Genomic DNA, 18,507 nt, shown 5'->3' on the forward strand with positions numbered 1-18,507 from the left:
GTTCGCAATCCGGCTGTCGATCGTCGTGTGCGAGGTGAAGCACTCGAACGGGGCGCCGGAGGGCTGGATGTCGCCGCTTTGCTCGCTCGTACGGGTGGCGCTTCGGTCGTCGAAAAGCCGGGCGCCGCACCATCTTTGCTGAGTGAAACGTCAGCGAACAACCACGCTCTCGACAACTCGGCTCGAGAGATCGGTGATGCGCCGCTCATCGAACACGGACCCACCGCCGCAGGTTTGGGCGACTCGCCCCGGGGCTCCGGTGCTGTGCCGCAGGTCGAACCCGCACCCGCCGCACTGCTGACGGACGCTGTCGCGCGGCCCACGGACACCGACGCGGTGGTCGAGGCGGTGACCGCCCTGGCGAACCGCTTCACCGAAACAACCATCGACCCCGACACCGACTTCTTCGACGCGGGCGGCACCTCCATCGCGGCGGTGGAATTCGTCGCCGCGCTGGCGCGCGAGCTGGATATCCATCTGGATCTCGACACGGTCTTCTTCGACGCGCGTCCGCGCAGGCTGGCGCACCGCTGGCTGGCCGACCATCCGAAAGCCGCGCCCCCGCCGGACACGGAAGACGACGCCGATACCGACGATCTGGCCCAGCTCTTCGCCGATCTCGCGGGCGCCGACCGACTCCCGCTCGTGGCGCCGCCGGAGCGGGTCGCGCCGCGCCGCATCCTGCTGACCGGCGCGACCGGCTTCCTCGGCAGTCACCTGCTGCTGGATCTCTTGCGGCACAGCGAGGCCCACGTGGTGTGCCTGGTTCGCGCCGCCGACGATCAGGCCGCCGCCGAACGGCTGGAGCACGCCGTGCGGCGCTTCATGCTGCCCTGGTCGCGGGAGGTGCTGCGGCGCGTGACACCACTGGCCGGGGATCTGCGCGAACCGCGACTCGGCCTCTCCGACGAGCGCTGGGAAACCCTGGCCGCCGAGGTGGATTCGATCGTCAACGCCGGGGCGGCGGTGGACTTCCTGCGCGGCTACCCGTCTCTGCGCCGGACCAACGTCCTCGGCCCGCTGACCCTCGCCGAATTGGCCGGCACCGGCAAACCGAAACCGCTGCACCACATCTCCTCGTTAGCGGTGTTCAACGGAGCCGACGCCACCGTGTTGGGCGAGGACGACCCGACCGCCAACGTCGCCGCGCTGCCCATCGGGTACGACCGGTCGAAATGGGCCGCCGAGGCAATGCTGCGGCGGGCGGGCGAACACGGGCTCGTGGTGACCGTCCTCCGGCCGGGCGGCATCGGCAGCCACCCGGAGACCGGAGCGCACAATCCGCGCGACCTCAACGCCGGGATCACCGCGGCGCTGATGCGGTTTCGCACCGCGCCGGGATTCCGGTACCTCAATGCCGCCCCGGTGGACTGGGTCAGCCGGGTGGCCGCCGAGATCGTCGGCACGCCGAGCGCCTGGGGGCACACCTATCACCTCACGGCGGCGCCCACCTCGCTCGATCGTATCGTCGCCGAAACGACGTTGGGCGGCATCGGCATTCGCGTGCAGCACTGGGAACAGTGGTGCGACGACGTCGTCCGCCGGATCAGGGAGGAACCGGTACCGGAGCTGGAATCGCTGGCGCAGGTGTTGCAGAGTCCGGTCGCCCGTCGGCAGCTGGCGGCGATGGTCACCGCGCCGCCAGCGTCGGCCGCACGCACCGAGGCCTTCGTATCCGCCAACGGCCTGCCCGCACCCGCCACGCCCGGGCCGGCGGCGCGCGGCCGGATGCTCGCGGCCATGACGGGGCTCGGGCCGCAGACGGACGAACAGCCCTACCTGCGGTTCAACGAGACGCTCACCGGGATGATCGGCCCGATCGGCGAGCCCGCCGACATCCCCTGCGATCTGCGCCTGACCCTGTCCGTCGCGAGCAGCGCGCAGGTGTTCACCGCGCGCACACTCGACGTCACCGGCGAACTCACCTGCGCTGGTGTGCACGACGAGCCGCTCACCGTCGAGGGCGCCGCGACGGTGCGCCCGCACGACGGACTACCGCTCCGCCACGAAGCGCGGCATCCGATCATGCATTACCGCCTCACGCTGCGCGATGCGTCCGGCGGCGAGTGGTGGCTGGAGGGATACAAGTTCGCCGCGGCGCGGCGACGCCTCGTGCGACAGCTCGGCACACAGGTGATCGAACTCGGCCGCGCCGGAGAGCCCGCGTCCTACACCGGCGAGGTCGCCGTGCCGATGCACACCTACCTGCCCGACCAGATCGACGGCATTCAGATCGATCCACGACTATCCGAACGGCAACGGCGCCTGGCGAAGATGCTGTGGCTCAGCTGGTTCGGCGGACAGCTCGGCAAGAGCCTGGTCGAACCCATCCTGCGGGTCGGGACCGATCTGCTCGATCTGCGCCGAGCCATGCGTAAGGAGCACCGCCGATGACCGACCTTCGCTCGACACCGGAACTCGACGCCGCAGAGACGTTTTCCTTCCGTACCGCCGACGGCGTCGACCTGAGATTGCGCCGAGTGGGACCGGTCGACGCGCCCGCGGTGCTGCTGGTGCACGGGCACGGGGTGTCGTCGGAGATGTTCGCGCTGCCCGAGATTCGCAATATCACCGATGTACTGGCCGACGCGGGTTACCAGTCGTGGCTGCTCGACTGGCGTGGCAGCTGCCGCCTGCCCTACAACGAATCCGGTTCGCCCTACACCTTCGACGATGTCGCGCTCTACGACATACCGGAGGCGGTCGCGCGGATCAGGGACCGGATCGGAGAGCGTCCGCTGTTCGTGGTCGCGCACTGCATCGGCGCGCTGGCCCTCTCGCTGAGCATGACGGCCGGACTGCTGCCGGGTCTGGCGGGCGTCGTCGCGCAGGGCGTCTTCCTGACACCGAAGGTCAGCACGTCGGCTCGGGTGCGCGTGTTGCTCGGCAGTGAATTGCTCGGTTCGCGCGTCAGCCACATCGAATCCGACTTCCGCAAGGTCGGGCTCTGGTCCCGGCGCACCCTGCTGTACGCCGCGCTGTCGCGCAAAGGCGACTGCCCCGACCCCACCTGCCGAATGGTGCACCACGGCTGGGGTATGGGCGCCAAGCTGTTCGAGCACGACCACCTGGACCCGCGCACACACAACCGGCTGGCCGAATTGTTCGGCGCGATACCGCTTTCGGTGCTGCCGCATCTGCGCCAGATGGAATTGGCGCACGCCGTGGTCCGATGGAACGTCGACGACGACCGCTACGCCGCGCTGCCGGAGAACGCTCTCGATCACGCCGACCGCATCGACTGTCCGGTGTTGCTGCTGTCCGGCAGCCGCAACGAGGCGTGGCTCGATTCCAACAAGCTGTGCTGCGAGGTGCTTTCGGCGCGCAACCCGGGACTCGACGTCCGCTACACCGAGATTCCCTCCTACGGGCACCTGGACACGTTCATCGGCCGCGGCGCCGCGCTGGACGTGTTCGGGCACATCGTCGACTTCCTCGACGAGACCTCAGCTCGGTCGGCGTAGCGGCAAGCCCGCGGACTGGTAGATGGCATCGATGACGGTCATGGTCTGCACGGCGTCGTCCGGCGAGGTCGGCACCGGCTCGCCGCGCAGCACGGCGGACGCGAAGGCGTCGAGTTGGTAGTCGTAGGAGGGCCGATTGCCGAAGCGCCGCACCCGTCTGCCGCTCTCCGAGCGGACCGTGAGCAGATGTCCCAGGTGCGGGAGCACGGGATTGATCAGTCGCATCCGGCCGTGTTCACCGATGACGGTTGCGCCGACGCGCAGCACGTCGGCCGACCACATCGAGCACCGGATGTGGCCGGTGTGTCCCGACGGGAAGCGCAGTTGGGCAGTCATCGCCCGGTCGATGTCGACACCGCGCAACTTCGCCTGCGCCGCTTCCACTTCCGGGTTCTCGCCGCCGAGCACGCGAGCCATGTGCACGGCGTAGCAGCCCGCGTCCATCAGGGCGCCGCCCGCGAGGTCGTAGTCGTAGCGGATGTCGGAGAACTTCGGCAGGGGGAAGCACAGCGCGGCTTCCACACGCAGCAGCGTTCCCAATTCGCCGGAGGCGATGATCTTCTCGGCGGCCGAGACGAGCGGGTGATAGCGATAGTGGAACGCTTCCATGACCACGCGATCGGAAGCGTCCGCCAGATCGGCGATCTCGCGCGCTTCGTCAGCGTTGGCGGTGAACGGCTTCTCGCACAGCACATGCTTGCCGGCTTGGACGGCGGCGCGGGTCCAACGGCCGTGCAAGCCGTTGGGCAGCGGGATGTAGACCGCGTCCAGATCGGGGGCGTCGATCAGCGCCTGGTAGCTGTCGTAGCTGCGCGGGATGCCGTGCTTGCGGGCGAACAGCTCCGCTCGCGACCGATCCCGTGCGGCCACCGCCGTGATGACGACCTCCGGGTTGCGCCCGGCCGGTTGGACGATGGCCGCCGGCGCGATGCGGGCAGCCCCGAGAATCCCGATCCGGAGCCGCGTGTCTTCGGTCACCAGCAGACATTAACATCGGCACCGCGCGGCGGCTTGGCCGCTCCGAGGGCCGGACGAACACCCAGCGCGGGCGTATCTCGCCCATGAAGAACAACGAACGGAAGCCGAGAGTATGCGAATCGCGTTGTTGACGGCCGGAACCCGGGGCGATCACCAGCCGTATCTGGCACTGGCCGACGAATTCGGTTCGCGCGGACACGACGTCGAGATGACCGCCACCGAGAACTACGCCGACGTGGTGCGTCGCGCGGGTCTGGAACCGCACGTCATCCCGTTCAATTCCGCCGAACTGCTGGAAACGCCTGCGGCCAAGCGAGCACTCTCCTCGGGGAAGACGCTGCCGTTCGTCCGGATCATGCTCGACACGGTCAAGATCATGGCGGGGGAGCGCGGCGAGCGGATGCACGAAGCGCTCAGCGGCGCTTGCGAATCGGCCGATGTGATCGTCTCGTGCGCCTCCACGCTGCCCTGGGCGATGGAGCGTGCCGAGAAGACCGGTCAGACCGTGGTGGGCTGTCTGCCGTACCCGCTGGAGCGCACCGGACAGTTCCCGTCGTCGTTCATGGTCAAGCGGATGATCTCGTCGCGGCGACTACGGCTGGCCAGCTACTCGGCGTTCGAAATGGCGTACGGCCTGGCGTATCACCGGGTGGATCGGCGGGTGCGCGAGATGATGGAGTTGCCCGGCAAGCCGCGAAATCCGTTCCGGCGCATGCGTGAAGACGGTATTCCGCTGGTGCACATGGTGAGTCCGGTGCTGCTGCCGAAACCGGCCGACTGGTCCGATCGTTCGACCGTCGTCGGCGCGCCGATCATGCCCGCGCGGCAGCGTGCGGCATGGGGCGAGGCGATGGTCGATCCGGCGCTGACCGAATGGCTCGACGAGGGCGAGCCGCCGATCTACTTCTGCATGACCGGTATGCCGATCCTCGATCCCGCCGGTTGCTGTGATCTCATCGCCGCCGTGTGCCGCAGGCTGGGCGCCCGCGCCCTGGTGACCGTGCGCGGCGACGGGTTCCCCCGTGGTGCCGGGTACGACCGAAAGCTGTTCGTCCTGGACTCCTTCGATTACGACCGTGTTCTGCCGCGGTGCCGCGCGGTCGTCCATCACGGCGGCAGCGGCAACACCCACGACGTGCTGCGCGCCGGTCTGCCCGCGGTGATCATCGGCGTGCACAGCGACCAGTTCTTCTACGGCTGGCGGATATCCGAGCTCGGCATCGGGGCCGACTTCCCGTACCCGTCGCTGACCGAGGACCGGCTGCACGACGCACTGGTTCGCACGCTGACGCCCGAGGCGAGCAGGCGGGCGAAGGAACTGGGCCGTGCCGTCTCCGCCGAGAACGGGGTCCGCGCCACGGCCGACGCGGTCGAGCGTCTCGCCGTCGCGGCGTCGGCCTGAGACGTGGTCGGTTCCGTGCACGTCGCGATCTTCACCGACTTCCACCCGCACACGCTCGGCGGCGTCCAGACCGCGATGCGGTCGCTGTGTGACGGTCTGCGGCGGCTCGGTCACCGCGTGACCGTATTCTGCGCGCCGGCACCGGGATACACGACATCCGAGGCCGACACCGTGATTCTCCGCGCGCTGCCGATCTCGATGTCGAACGGATTGCCCGTCGTGCTGCCGACCCGGGCCAACGAGCGCCTGATCGATGCCGCGTTCGCCGAACGCGGCCCGATCGATATCGTGCACACGCTGACCACCTACGGCTGCGGGATCTCCGGCGCGCGCGCCGCGCGCAGGCACGGCATCCCGGTCGTCCAAACCATGCAGAGCCGTGACGACACGGTCATCGAAAAGTACTCGCCCGCACCGTATCTGTCCGCATTGACGATGCGGTTGGCGCACGGTTGGTTCGTGCCATTACGTGGACGACAGGCGCACGACGGCGACGGCCGAATCGCGCGGCTGGCCTGGCGTCCGCTGGTCGCGCAGGCGCAGGCGGCCGACCGGGTGACCGTCCCGACCCACCACTTCGCCCGCCGCCTTGCCCGGCACGGCGTCGATCGGCCGATTCACGTGGTTTCCAACGGAATCGATGACGAACTGCTCGACCGCGTCCGCGCGGAGAGTGCGGTGACGGATCCGGGCGCACCGCTACGAGCACTGTGGTGCGGCCGCCTGTCGGTGGAGAAACGTCCGCTCGAGGCGATCGAGGTGGCGCGCCTCGTCGAAGACTGCACCTTGGACATCTACGGCAGCGGCGCGCTGGCCGACCGGGCCCGCTCGGCAGTCGCCGAGGCGAACCTCGGCGATCGCGTGCACCTGCACGGCGAAGTCGACCAAGCCGACTGCCTACGCGCCATGCGCACCCACGACGTGCTGCTGCTCACCTCCGACTGCGATACCCAGGGCATGGTGCTGCTGGAAGCGATGGCGATGGGCCTCCCGGTCCTCTACTGCGACCCCGAACTCTCCGAAACCGTTCCGCACGAGGGCGGCATCCGCACCGCCGACCCGTCGGTGGAATCGTTTGCCGCAGTGCTGAACTCCCTCACCCAGGACCGCACCCGGCTGCACGACATGCGCCGCGCGCTCGCCGCGCACACCGACGAACCACGCCAATCGCGACACACCACCGGAATTCTCGCGGTCTACACCGAAGCCCTCGCCGCCCCGGTCTCGCCCCAATAGCACTGCCGCCCAGCGTCTACGGAGCATGTAGTAGACACTGGGTGTGACTACGAGATTCCTTTCCAAGCGTGCGGTGCTGCCGCTCGTCCTCACCGCGGTGGTGTGTGTAGTGCTGGGGGCGTGGCACTGGTCTCGGACGGAATCGGCGCTCGGCGTCGATCAGAACATCGGCTACGTGCTGCTGTGGCCGCTGTTCGCGGGTTTCCTGATCTTCGCGGCGGTCCGGGCCCGGCGGCTGGAGCGAGAATCGATGGTCGCGCGCCACGAGAACCTCTCGGCTGCGACTGTCCTGCCGCCGCTGCCGTGGTCGCGTCCGCCGAGCGCCGACGACATCGAGCTGGCCGCGTACAACCGATACCTGGCGGACCTGAACGCCCGGGAAATGCGGCACAAGCTGCGTGCCGCAGGACTCGACATCGGCGGCGATGCCGACCGCGCACCATCGCCCCGTCGAGGAATCGACGAAAACGACTGATCCTCAGCTCGATTCGGTCCACATGCGTTCGGCTATCGGCGGACGTAGGTGGGTTGCGCCTCGATCCAGGCGGCCAGCATTCGGGCGGTCATGTCGATCGCTTCCTGGCGTTGCTCGCTGTCGAGTTCGATGGTCGAGGCGCGCAGCACCGCCGCGAATCCGGTGTTGATCACCACGAAGGTCATGACGTCGTATTCGTGATCGTTGCCAGGACCCAGTAGCTGGATGATCAGAACCTTGACCAGCAGGCGCAGCCGCGGTTCGAACTCGGGAATTCCGCTGCTGTAGAACTGGACACCGGCCACCAGCGCGCGCACCAGGTCGGCCTGCGCGACCAGCTCGTCGGTGATCACCCCCAACACGCCGCTCACCAACTGCTCCGCCGAGGTCTGGGTGGCATCGAAAACCCGCTGGGTGAAGCGGCGTTCGACGCTGACCAGCAGCCGCTCCAGCAGCTCCTCGACGATTTCGGTCCGGTCGGAGAAATACCGATACAGGGTGCCGATGCTCAGTCCCGCCTCGGCAGCGATCCGATTGGTCGAGGTCTCGGCGATTCCCCGGTCCCCGAACAACCGCGCCGCGGTGTCGAGAATGTGCTCCCTGGTCGCTTTCGCGCGCTCCTGTGTCGGACGGCGCCGCTGGCCGACAACTCTCGACGGCATCACGCACTCCTGCCTTGCGGATCTCGAAAATGAGCTTTGCTCACCTTAACCCGGTCAACGTCCACCGGACCGGTCCTTCGACGAAGCCGCGACGACTGCGAAGGGCTGGGTCGACCGCTTGGGGCGATGCGTTCGGTGCACCGGAAGCGTGCTGTCCAAGAAATGAGCACCCGAGCATGTTCGGCGGCGGGAAGGCTCCGTCAGCCGATGTGGCGGACAGTCGTTTCCGCAGGCAGACGCGCTGAAGCGGCTCGTGTTCCACCGAGTGTGAAGCGAAGTAGAAGGTGAGCGGAAACTCGGCTTACTGTGCAGTGGCGGCTCTTCTATGACAGGGAGGTCACCAGTGACAATCGAAACCATTGCCCGGCCCGAAGTGGTTTCCGGTGAGCGGCCGTCGGCGAACGATGTGGCCAGGATGGCCCGAGACCTGATCGCCTACCTGGTTGAATCGGTCATGCCGTGCAAAACGCTGCCGGGCGCGGTCGCGGGCAGCGAGCTCACGGGCGTGGTGCGGACTTGCTTGGAATGGGTGATCGACCGGCTGAACGGACAGGCTCCGCCCGAAGGCGTCGAGCGTATCCAGGTGGCCGCGGCGGGTTGGGCGCGCGAGGGGATCCCGATCGACACCGTCCTGCATGTCGTCCACGAGGGCTTCAAAGCCGGTATCGACATGCTGCTTTCGAGGTCCGTCCCGCGGACGAACAGCGACGCCGTCGCGGCGGCCTTCACCGCTCTGGAGTTGTTGCGGCTGGTGACGGCTGGTGTCGGGAAAGCCTATGTGCGCGAACACAAGTCCTTGGCGGCGCAACACCACAGTGCGATCCACACACTGACCTCCGCGCTGCTCGGCGGTCATGCCACCTCCGCGATGGCGCGCGAATGCGGGATACGGATCGCGGACGAGTACTTCGTGCTCGCGGTATCGGTGCCCGCCCATCCCGACGAGAGCCGTCCCACCGTCGATGGACGGGTCGTCGCGCGACGCAAACTCCGTCGGCTGCAAGCCGCGCTCGCGCACCTCTTCGGTGACCAGGCACTGGCGCTGCTGTCGGTGGACGGCGGCACCGTTCTCCTCGCCGGCACGCTGTGCGGCGACGACGAGCTCGCCGGCGTCGTGAAGACCTTGTCCGAAGCCGCGCGGGTGCCGATCACCGCGGCCGTTGTCGTCGCCGGTCCCGACGAGGTCTCCGCAGCGGCCAATCAAGCACACGAATTGCTCGACACCGCAGAACATCTCGGCCTCGAGCCCGGGCTCTACCGCTTCACCGATCTCGCCCTGCAACACCAGCTGAATCGCCCCGGCCTCGGCCGCGATATCCTCGCCGAAAAGCTCGCCGCCTTGGACGAACACCCGGATCTGCTCGAGACCTTGGAAGTGTTCATCGCCAACGATCTCAGCCGCCAGAAGGCGGCTCGACGACTGCGAGTGCATGCCAACACCGTCGACTATCGGCTACGTCGTATCGGGCAGTTGACAGGCTTCGATCCGGGCGATGCGCGCGGGTTGTGGCAGTTGCGTTCGGCATTGGTCGCCCGCGCCGATGGGGTTCGGCCGCCGCGCAGCGCGGCCGCGGTCGGCATCCGCAAACCGGCCTGATTCAATCCTGCTCGCGCGTCCTGTCTCGCCACCGCGCCGTCTCCCGGCCGATGTCCGTGCTCGCGGGTTCGTCGTAGAGCCATTCCCGCGCGATCCGATGCCAATTGTTGGTCGCGTCGAGCTGACCGATCGCGGCGAAGGTGAACAGGTCCGCGCGCCGCGAGAAGACGTGCTCCGGCGGCAGGGATTGGCGTCGCATCCCGCGAAACTCGGCGGCGCGGGGATCCATGGCGAGTACCACTGCTCCCGTCGCGAGCTCGGGGGTGATCGTGAGCTCCTCGTCGACCAAGTGCCAGCCCGCGGCAGCCCAGACGTAGTCGAGGCATTCCCGCGCGGTCACACCGGCGTCCGGGTCGATGATGCCGCGATCCACCCACGCCTGATACAGGTCGTCGGCCCTGTGCTCGCCCGCGGCGCGGAGGCAGTCGCGCTCGAAGGCGACGTGCGCCGGGTCCATGCTGTGGTAGAGCCCGAAGTCGACGAACGCGACGCGACCGTCGGTGGTGAGCAGAATGTTGCCCGGGTGCGGATCGCCGCAGAACTCGTGATCGGAGAACAGGGAATTGATGTAGAAGCGATAGACGAGCTCGCCGATTCGATCTCGCTCGCTGTCCGGCAGCGCTCGCAATCCCCGAAACGCCATCCCGTCGACGAATTCCGTCACCAGCACGTGATGGCCGCAGTATTCGCCGATGCTGTCGGGAACCGTGATGAAGGGATGGTCGCGGTAGCGCAGGGCGACTCGGTGCTGGGTGCGCGCTTCGCGCGGGTAGTCGAGCTCACTGGCGATGTTGCGCGCGATCTCGTCGAGCACCGCCTCGTCGGCGGCGCTGGGCAGAATCGATTTCCAGAGTCTGCTCAACAGCGCCAGATTTCGCATATCCGCTTCGACCGCGTCGTCCACGCCGGGGTACTTCACTTTGACCGCGACCGAACGCCCATCGTGCAACTTCGCGCGATACACCTGCCCGATCGACGCGGCGGCAACCGGAGTCTCGTCGAAATCACCGAAGACCCGCGCCAATGGTCCCAGGTCGTTCTCGATCACCTTCCGCATGTCGGCGAACTCGACCGTGGGTGCGTTGTCCCGTAATTCGGCCAGCTTGACGCGGAACATTTCCCGGTGCGGTTCTGGAACGAGGTCCACGTCGAGTACGGACAACATCTGCCCGAGTTTCATCGCCGCGCCCTTCATGCCGCCCAGCACCGTGACGATCTGCTGCGCGGCTTGCAGCGTGGACCGTTCGGCCAGGATGCGCCGGGCGTCCTCGGTCCTGCCCACCATCGACAGCCGGGTCCCCACGCCGCGCACGGCTTGCCCGGCCGCCAACCGGCCCAGCCGGCTCCCTCGCCCGAAACGACTTTGCGGTACCCGACCGGCCACCATGTACCTCCCTCGGCACGCCACAGTGAGTGCCGTGGGCCACATTACCGACGCCGGCGCCGCGACGAATGCGTTCGGGCGTCAGGTGAGGGTGTCGACGACGTAGGCGGCGGCCTCGGCGAGCAGGGCCTGGTCGTAGCGGGCATCCGCGGTGGCCTTGCTGGACATGAGGGCGATGACCAGCGGGGCGGAGTCCGGGGGCCAGACGATGCCGATGTCGTTGAGCGTGCCGTAGTCTCCGGTGCCGGTCTTGTCCGCCACCGTCCAGCCCTGCGGGACCCCGGCCCGGATGCGTTGCGCGCCGGTGGTATTGCGTTCGAGCAGGTCGCGCAGGAACGCGCGCTTGTCGGCGGGGAGGGCGTCACCGAGCACGATCTGCTGGTAGTCGGTGCCCAAGGCGCGTGGCGATGTCGTGTCGCGCGGGTCGCCCGGAATGGCCTGGGTGATGGTGGGTTCGGTGCGATCCATTCTGGTGACGGTGTCGCCGAGGCCGCGCGCGTACGCGGTCAGCTCGGCCGGGCCGCCGAGGTCGCGGAGCAGCAGGTTGCCCGCGGTGCCGTCACTGAAACGGACCGCGGCGTCGCACAAGTCGCGGATCGTCATGCCCGTGTCCAGGTGCTTGGGCGTGACGGCGGCGTTCTTCAGCAGGTCGGCTTCGGTGTAGGAGACGACGGTGTCCAAGTGCGACAGCGGATTTCGCTGCAGCACCGCCGCCGCGACCAAGCCCTTGAACGTCGAACAGAACGCGAATCGTTCGTCCGCCCGGTGGGCGATGACGGCGCCGGTGCCCGTGGCGAGCGCGTAGACGCCGAGGCGCGCGTCGAACTTCCGTTCCAAGTCGATCAGGTGCTCGTGTCCGATCTCGGGCGGGGCGGCCGGGGCCGGGCTCGACGCCAGGGGAGACGGTGCCGATTCCGCCGCGCATGCCGCCAGTGGCAAGAAGATGGCCGCGCCGAGGAGCGTGCGGCGGCTGACGGCCGGGCGCGACAACGTCACTGTCTTCCTTCCGCTGGTGCGCGGTGGCCGAGGCCGTCCGCCACGCGATCATCCCTTGGTCCCACGAATACCGGAACCAGCGGAAGGTTTACAACAGTTCCGCGTACAGACCCCCGTCCAAGACGCCGAATTCGATCTGCCGCGGGAACATTGGCGTGTCTCCGGCCGAGAGGCAGGCGTGGTGCTGGGCGATCACATCGATCGCCCAGTCGCGAAGTGCCGTCGGGAGCAGGAAGACGCGCTCATCGGTGCACTGTATGTAAGGGCGCGTTGGTTCCTCGCCGATTGCCAGCGGATTGACCAGCCCGACGGTAGCCACGTCGAGAACGAGTCCGGTGCGATTCGGTGCAGCTACAACCGGCGGATCCAGCTCCACGTTGTCCATGCCTGGTTACGGTAGCTCGGAATGTGCCGTAGCGTGACCGAGATCGCGAACTCCGCTCGAAGATCGCCGACGAGCGGTCAGCTCGTGCCTGCGCTCGCGGTGGTGGCGGATGTGCGGGGGCGGACTGTGGATCCGGACATGATGTCGGCCCACCAGGAGCTGAGGGGGCTGGGGTCGGGCCAGACGACCGGATCGAAGTCCTGGTCGTCGCCGCTTCGCACAGTGGGATTGTCCATCACGATGTTCCTCCGCGATACAACAGCCATGCGAAGGGACGCTCGCGTCGTGTGCCTTTCGCCGAACATCGAGTGCCCCTTTGCGGTTGATCTCAGGGCCGACCGCGCTGTCGGTCCGATACGCCGGGCGGGTACCACCGTGCGGCGGAATCAAACGTCTTGGCGGGAGCGTCGATCGGGCTCCCGCCGAGCAGCGGTCCGACGGCTAAGACGGTGTGCGAACCATCGCCGCGGTGAGTCTGCGGACCAGTGGGAGCACCAGCAGGAGGGTGGGGAAGGCGATCGGCCAGGACACCGCCCACGCGCGCAGCCATTGCCCGACCGCGAGGCCGTCGCTGATCACTGTGCTGATCAGCGAGACCACGCAGGTCATCAGAATCGAAAGCAGCATGGGCGACAGCACCGCCGCGTAGCGTGCGGGCAGCTTGCGGACTGGGCGAGAGGCGGTCGTCGTTTCGGACATGGATCGCTCCGTAAGGTTGTCAAGGGCAGCGATTCCACCGGTCGGCGGGATCGGTGCGTTGATTGACGTGAACGCTTACGGCGACGGGTCGCGGCGTCGAGCATAGAGACCACGGAGTCCACGGCGCAAGCCCGGTCCTCCAACACGTCCGCGCCCCAACAAGTTTCGCACCCGCCCAGGATGCCGAGCTCGGTCCGTGCCGCGCAGGTGCTCGCGCTGTCGCCGCCGCACTCGGCATCGCGCTGATGACGGTCGCGGTCGTGGTAGCCGTCGATCCCGAGCTGGCCGGTCAGCTCATGGCGGGCTTCCTGCTGCTGTTCGTCATCGCGGGATGCACCCTCGGTTTCGGGCGCGGCGGCAATGTCCTCCGCGTCACGGTGATCGTGCTGGCGAGCATCCAAGGCCTCTGCGGCCTCGGCGCCACTGCCGCACAGCTACCGCCCGGGCTGCTCGGCACGATCGTCGGCATCACGATTGTGATTCTGCTGTCCCAGAAGTCCTCGGGAGCTTGGTTCAAGCGCCCACGCTGACGGCATCGGATGGGCGCCTGTGCCGCGGTGAGGTCGGCCAAATCGTCGGGGCTCTGCCGTTCCTGCCCGGCGCGCCCGCGGCGCTGTCATCAGATCGATCCACGGGTGCTGGCCCCAAGCTGATCGACGAGTCCTGGCAAGGCAATGGGTGGCTGTTACGATTTCGAATCGTGTTCGACAAGCAGGCGACGACTCGGACGTCGGCGCGCCCGGCGCCCGTACAGCGTCGGGGAATCGAGCGCGTGCAGGCCATCCTCGACGCGGCCGAGGCGCTGCTCGGTGAGCAAGGCTACGGCGCCGCGACTCTCAAGGCGATCGGCGAGCGGGCGGGCATCCCCATCGCGTCCGTGTACCACTATTTCGCCGACCGGCATCAGGTCGACGCCGAGCTCGTGCGACGCCACATCGGCGCGCTCGACGAGCGTCTCACCGCGGCGCTGGACCGCGCCGAGGCGCGCACCTTGCGCGAAGCCTGCGACCTGGTCATCGACACGCTGCTCGCCTACTTTCGCGAGAACCCGAGTTTCGTCGAGCTCTGGTACCGGGGCCGCGACTCGACGCTCGACGAGACGGCGCGCGAATTCGATATCTCGCAAGCGGCCCGGCTCTGGCGCTACCTCCTCGAACGCGACCTGATCCGCGCCGACACCCCCCGATTCGTCCTGGAACTGGCCTACGAGGCCGGTGACCGCCTCTTCGACGTGGCTTTCCGTCGATCTCCGTCCGGCGATGCCGCGACGATCGACGAAGCGCGGCGTCTCGTCACCGCGTACCTGGAGACGTACGCGTCGGAAAACTGACGCCGTCGGCCCGGGCCGATCGTTGACAGCGTCGCCTTCGGACTCCTAAACTCGAATGCGATTCGAGTTCTAGTTCTCGCCGACCCGTTGGAGCACGTCGGCACGCGCGCGAGGAACTCGTTTCCGCGGACTAGGCGAGAGCCGCACCGTCCGACTTCGAACAGAGGATCAACGCTGACATGAGCCGACTCGATCTCACCGGCCGGACCGCGATCGTCACCGGCGCCTCCCGCGGCATCGGCCTCGCGGCGGCGCACGCGATCGCGGCCGCGGGTGGCAACGTCGTCCTGACGTCGCGCCGCCGGGAAGCGGCGGAGGCGGCCGCGGCCGAAGTGCGAGGCAACGCGCTCGGCATCGCCGCGCATGTCTTCGACGAGAAAGCCGCCCAGCGGTGCGTCGATGCGACGCTCGAAAGGTTCGGCGGCATAGACATTCTCGTCAACAACGTCGGCACCGACCTCGCCTACGGTCCGGTCATCGACCAGGACTACGCGAGTTTCACGAAGATCTTCGGGGTGAATCTCTGGGCGCCGATCCTGTGGACCTCTCTAGCCACGCGCGCGTGGATGGGGGAGCACGGAGGCGCCGTGGTCAATACCGCCTCGATCGGTGGAATGGGTTTCGAAGCGAACCGCGGGCTGTACAACGCGTCGAAGGCCGCTCTGATCCACCTCACCAAGCAGTTGGCAGTCGAACTGTCGCCGCGGGTGCGGGTCAACGCCGTCGCGCCCGGTGTGGTGCGAACCCAACGGACCGAGGCGCTCTGGAAACAACGCGAGAGCCAATTGAATTCGGCCACCGCGTTGTCGCGGATCGGTGAACCCGAGGACATCGGTTCCGCCATCGCCTTCCTCGTCTCCGATGCCGCGAGTTGGGTGACGGGGGAGACCTTCGTGATCGACGGCGGACAGCGCCTCGGCGACGCCGAACTCTTCCGCGGAGGTTCGACCGTTCAGGCTCGGTAACCAGGAGTTGGTCGCCGTCGATGCCGCGGCGACAGCGCGATGGTTGCCCGAACCGGACGACTGACCCGGCGGAACGCCAGGCGGTGGCTTCGGCGCATCAGTGGTCCGAGCGCTCACATCCGGTGTGGAAGCTGACGTCGGGAGGTGATGCCGAGTTTGCGGAAGATCTTGCGAAGGTGGTACTCCACGGTGGCGGTGCTGAGAAACAGTTCGGCGGCGATCTGCTGGTTGGTGATGCCCGTGGCGGCGAGGTGGGCGACCTGGAGTTCCCTTGGAGTCAGATCGTAGGAACTGCTCGGGGTGCGTTCCCGCGCGCGTTCGCCCGCGCCCGCCAGCTCGGTTCGTGCTCGTTCCGTGAAGGCGGCGGCGCCCATGTCCAGGAACAATTCATGGGCGGTGCGCAAGTGGTGGCGTGCGTCGCCCCGACGACGTCGGCGCCGTAGCCACTCACCGTAGAGCAGGTGGGTGCGTGCCACCTCGGTGGTCAGCGGGGTCTGTTCCAGCACCGACAACGCTTCGAGATACAGCTTCTCGGCCGCGGCGTCGTCGGCAAGCAGGGCGCGGCTGCGGGCCAGTACGCCCAGCGCCCAAGGGGTTTCGCTGGCGCCGGCGCGGTCGGTCAAACGCGTCAGAGCTCGGTCGGCGGCGGTGGCGTTGTTGTTGCGGACTGCCGCTTCGATCAGGTCCGGCAGCACGATATTGCCGAAATGCGGTGGGTCCTCGTCGAAGACGATCGTGGCCGTCTCCTCGGCTTCGGTGTAGCGGCATTGACCCAGACGCAGCACGACGAGCGCGGTGCGCGCGAGTTGGACCTGTAAACCACCGGGACGCTCGGCGTCGGGTCCGGCCTGGATAGCGACCGCGGCCACTGTGCGGGCCTCGTCGCCGCGCCAGCCGTGCAGCAGAACGTCGCTGCTGTCGGCATATCGCAGGTCCGCGCCGATGGCCGCGGCGACGTCCTTGAATTCGGCGAAGTGCGCTGTCGACGCGGTGAGGCGACCGCACAGCAGCTCGTAGGTGGCCGCTCCGTGCGTCGCCGCTTGGAGCATGCGCAATGCGCCGCGCCCGCGGGCGGTCGAGCCGTAGCGCTGCGCGCACCTGCCCAGTGCGTCGATGTCCCACAGCTCGATCGCCAGCAGGACACCGAGCAAGAACCAGCGTGCGGCGTCGCCGTCCTCGGCGCGTTCGGTCAGCATCGCCGCCAGCCCGCGCCGCATCAGCGGCACCGCCGACACGTAGTCACGGCCGACGAGTTGCGCGTGCGCGCTCAGCAACAGGTCGGCGATGCTGGGTTCGCCGGGAACCGGTGGCACGTCGAGAGCGGCCTCCGCGATACGCAGCGCGCTCATGCCGTCGCCGATGCGGGCCACCACGATGGCCGCGTCGAATGCCTCGAGCAGTGTGTCGCGAGCGGTGCGTGGATCGGCGTCACGGAAGATCCGGGCGGCCTCGAACAGCAGCGGCACCGCTCCTTCGCGGCCGAGCATGACGTTCAGGAATCCGCGCAGTCGCATCGCGTAGGCGTCCAGGATCGGGATGCCGAGGTCCGGAGTGAGCTTGTCCAGCAATTGTTCCGCGAGGTGCGGCGCACCGGCGGTGAGCGCGGCGCCGGCCGCGGCGAGCAGCCGCCCGTTGCGTGGCGGGCCCGGCGGGGTGATATCGGCCGCTCGGTGCAGGAACGCCGCCTGTGCCAGGTAGCCGCCGCGTTCGCCGGCTCGTGCGGCGGCGGCTTCCAGCTCGGCGGCGACATCCTCGTCCGGGCGGTCGGTGGCCGCGGCCCGATGCCAGGCGCGCCGGTCGGCGTCGCGGACCGGGTCGACGGCCTCGGCCAGCGCGGCGTGGACCTGCCGACGCCGAACTGCGGACGCACCGCCGTAGACGGCCGACCTGATCAGCGGATGACGGAAGCGCAGCGGATCGGAACTTGTTGTCGGAGAAAGCAATTCGGCGCGTTGGGCTTGCTCCAGCGCGGTGTCGAAAGCGGCGGTGGTCAAGCTGCCGACGGCGCGCCGGATGAGTTCCGGGTCGTTGCCCGCATCGGCGGCCAGCACCAGCAGCAGATCCTGGGTGGCTTCGTCGAGTCCCCGCGTGCGGCGCAGAAATCGCGCCTCGAGTCTGCGGTCCAGCGGTAGCGGGTCGGTCAGCCCGGATTCGGCTGCGGCTCCCTCGCCGAAGCTGCGTGCCAGCTCCAGGATGGCCAGCGGGTTTCCCGCGGTTTCGGTGAGCAGCCGCATGGCGATCACCTTGTCGATGTCGGCGGTGACCGAGGATGCGAGTAGTTCGGCCGCATCGGGCTCGGACAACCCCGTCAGCCGCAATTCCGGCAGGCCGTGCAGGTCGTCGTCCGCGTCGTCGTCGCGCGCGGCGAACAACAGCACGATCGACTCGGCGTCCAAGCGGCGTGCGACGAACGCCAGCACCTGCAACGACTCCCGGTCGAGCCAGTGTGCGTCGTCGCAGACGGCCAGCAACGGCCGGTCCGCGGCGGCGTCGGCGAGCAGGGTCAACGTGGCCAGGCCCACCAGGAATCGGTCCGGCGGCGCGGTGACCGCCTGTATGCCGAATGCCGTCTCCAGCGCGGCGCGTTGCGGCGCCGGTAGCCGGCCGCGTTCCCCCAGCAGCGGAAGCAGCAGCCGGTGCAGGCCAGCGAACCCCAGCTCCTGTTCGACCTCGACCCCGGCAACCCGCATCACCCGAAGCCTCGACGCGGCCGCGATCACGTCCTCCAACAGTGCCGTCTTACCGATTCCGGCAGGTCCCCTGACGATTCGCACCGCGCTCAGCCCCGACTCGGCGTTGCGCACCAGACCTTCGAGCTCAGCCGACTCGGATTCGCGGCCATGGAGATACATGGGAGCAACCTTATGGGGACTAAGGGTTCCCATCCGGGACTAGGGACTGTCAAGGATTCGAGCAACGGCCGGGACGGGCATC

At 68.1% G+C, this 18,507-nt stretch carries 16 protein-coding genes; 9 read left to right on the forward strand and 7 right to left on the reverse strand.

Annotation, left to right across the window (positions count from 1 at the left end; translation table 11 throughout):
- Positions 1–264 precede the first annotated feature (264 nt).
- Together FB390_RS32225 and FB390_RS32230 are read left to right on the forward strand one after the other, a co-directional pair.
- Positions 265–2,394, forward strand: a complete 2,130-nt coding sequence (locus FB390_RS32225; RefSeq protein WP_246124514.1) for a thioester reductase domain-containing protein — start codon at positions 265–267, stop codon at positions 2,392–2,394.
- The gene (locus FB390_RS32230; RefSeq protein WP_141812925.1) at positions 2,391–3,464 is read left to right on the forward strand and encodes an alpha/beta hydrolase; all 1,074 of its coding nucleotides are present in this window, start codon (positions 2,391–2,393) and stop codon (positions 3,462–3,464) included. Before FB390_RS32225 ends, FB390_RS32230 begins: the two co-directional genes overlap by 4 nt.
- On the opposite strand, the gene FB390_RS32235 is transcribed toward FB390_RS32230, so the two are convergent.
- Positions 3,447–4,445: a Gfo/Idh/MocA family protein gene (locus FB390_RS32235; RefSeq protein WP_425465946.1), complete on the reverse strand. Its 999-nt coding sequence runs from the start codon at positions 4,443–4,445 to the stop codon at positions 3,447–3,449. The genes FB390_RS32230 and FB390_RS32235 overlap by 18 nt on opposite strands.
- A 109-nt stretch (positions 4,446–4,554) precedes the next feature.
- Between FB390_RS32235 and FB390_RS32240 the strand changes: the two genes are divergently transcribed.
- From FB390_RS32240 to FB390_RS32250, 3 genes are read left to right on the forward strand one after another with little or no spacing between them, the layout of a single operon-like run.
- Complete coding sequence (locus FB390_RS32240; protein ID WP_141812927.1) at positions 4,555–5,844, forward strand: glycosyltransferase; 1,290 nt, start codon at positions 4,555–4,557, stop codon at positions 5,842–5,844.
- Between the two features lie 15 nt (positions 5,845–5,859).
- A complete protein-coding gene (locus FB390_RS32245; protein WP_141812928.1) occupies positions 5,860–7,080 on the forward strand; it encodes a glycosyltransferase in 1,221 nt (406 codons plus the stop codon).
- Between the two features lie 43 nt (positions 7,081–7,123).
- Entirely contained in the window at positions 7,124–7,555 is a 432-nt protein-coding gene (locus FB390_RS32250) for a transcriptional regulator (RefSeq protein ID WP_141812929.1), read from the forward strand.
- Positions 7,556–7,587: 32 nt separating this feature from the next.
- Here FB390_RS32250 and FB390_RS32255 read toward each other — a convergent pair whose 3' ends face one another.
- On the reverse strand, positions 7,588–8,217 hold the full coding sequence (locus tag FB390_RS32255; protein ID WP_141812930.1) for a TetR/AcrR family transcriptional regulator: 630 nt from the start codon (positions 8,215–8,217) through the stop codon (positions 7,588–7,590).
- 343 nt (positions 8,218–8,560) lie between these two features.
- On the opposite strand from FB390_RS32255, the gene FB390_RS32260 reads away from it, so the two are divergent.
- Positions 8,561–9,814, forward strand: a complete 1,254-nt coding sequence (locus FB390_RS32260; RefSeq protein WP_246124516.1) for a PucR family transcriptional regulator — start codon at positions 8,561–8,563, stop codon at positions 9,812–9,814.
- 1 nt (position 9,815) lies between these two features.
- Here FB390_RS32260 and FB390_RS32265 read toward each other — a convergent pair whose 3' ends face one another.
- The 4 genes from FB390_RS32265 to FB390_RS32280 all read right to left on the reverse strand — a co-directional run bounded on the left by FB390_RS32265 (position 9,816) and on the right by FB390_RS32280 (position 13,278).
- A complete protein-coding gene (locus FB390_RS32265; RefSeq protein WP_185757425.1) occupies positions 9,816–11,198 on the reverse strand; it encodes an ABC1 kinase family protein in 1,383 nt (460 codons plus the stop codon).
- 81 nt (positions 11,199–11,279) lie between these two features.
- Positions 11,280–12,188 carry a class A beta-lactamase gene (gene bla / locus FB390_RS32270; RefSeq protein WP_221639469.1) on the reverse strand — a complete coding sequence of 303 codons (909 nt, stop codon included), beginning with the start codon at positions 12,186–12,188 and terminating at the stop codon, positions 11,280–11,282.
- Between the two features lie 94 nt (positions 12,189–12,282).
- Positions 12,283–12,579 (reverse strand): hypothetical protein, encoded by a 297-nt coding sequence (locus FB390_RS32275; protein ID WP_141812934.1) that lies wholly within the window; start codon positions 12,577–12,579, stop codon positions 12,283–12,285.
- Between the two features lie 441 nt (positions 12,580–13,020).
- On the reverse strand, positions 13,021–13,278 hold the full coding sequence (locus FB390_RS32280) for a DUF2798 domain-containing protein (protein WP_141812935.1): 258 nt from the start codon (positions 13,276–13,278) through the stop codon (positions 13,021–13,023).
- A 245-nt stretch (positions 13,279–13,523) separates the two neighbouring features.
- On the opposite strand from FB390_RS32280, the gene FB390_RS34550 reads away from it, so the two are divergent.
- From FB390_RS34550 to FB390_RS32290, 3 genes are all read left to right on the forward strand, one after another.
- Complete coding sequence (locus FB390_RS34550; RefSeq protein WP_246124517.1) at positions 13,524–13,808, forward strand: hypothetical protein; 285 nt, start codon at positions 13,524–13,526, stop codon at positions 13,806–13,808.
- A gap of 170 nt (positions 13,809–13,978) precedes the next feature.
- Positions 13,979–14,608, forward strand: a complete 630-nt coding sequence (locus FB390_RS34555; RefSeq protein WP_246124519.1) for a TetR/AcrR family transcriptional regulator — start codon at positions 13,979–13,981, stop codon at positions 14,606–14,608.
- Between the two features lie 179 nt (positions 14,609–14,787).
- On the forward strand, positions 14,788–15,573 hold the full coding sequence (locus tag FB390_RS32290) for an SDR family oxidoreductase (RefSeq protein WP_141812936.1): 786 nt from the start codon (positions 14,788–14,790) through the stop codon (positions 15,571–15,573).
- 113 nt (positions 15,574–15,686) lie between these two features.
- On the opposite strand, the gene FB390_RS32295 is transcribed toward FB390_RS32290, so the two are convergent.
- A complete protein-coding gene (locus tag FB390_RS32295) occupies positions 15,687–18,425 on the reverse strand; it encodes an ATP-binding protein (protein ID WP_185757367.1) in 2,739 nt (912 codons plus the stop codon).
- Between the last annotated feature and the right edge of the window lie 82 nt (positions 18,426–18,507).

The organism is Nocardia bhagyanarayanae, from assembly GCF_006716565.1.
GTDB classification, from domain to species: Bacteria; Actinomycetota; Actinomycetes; order Mycobacteriales; family Mycobacteriaceae; genus Nocardia; species Nocardia bhagyanarayanae.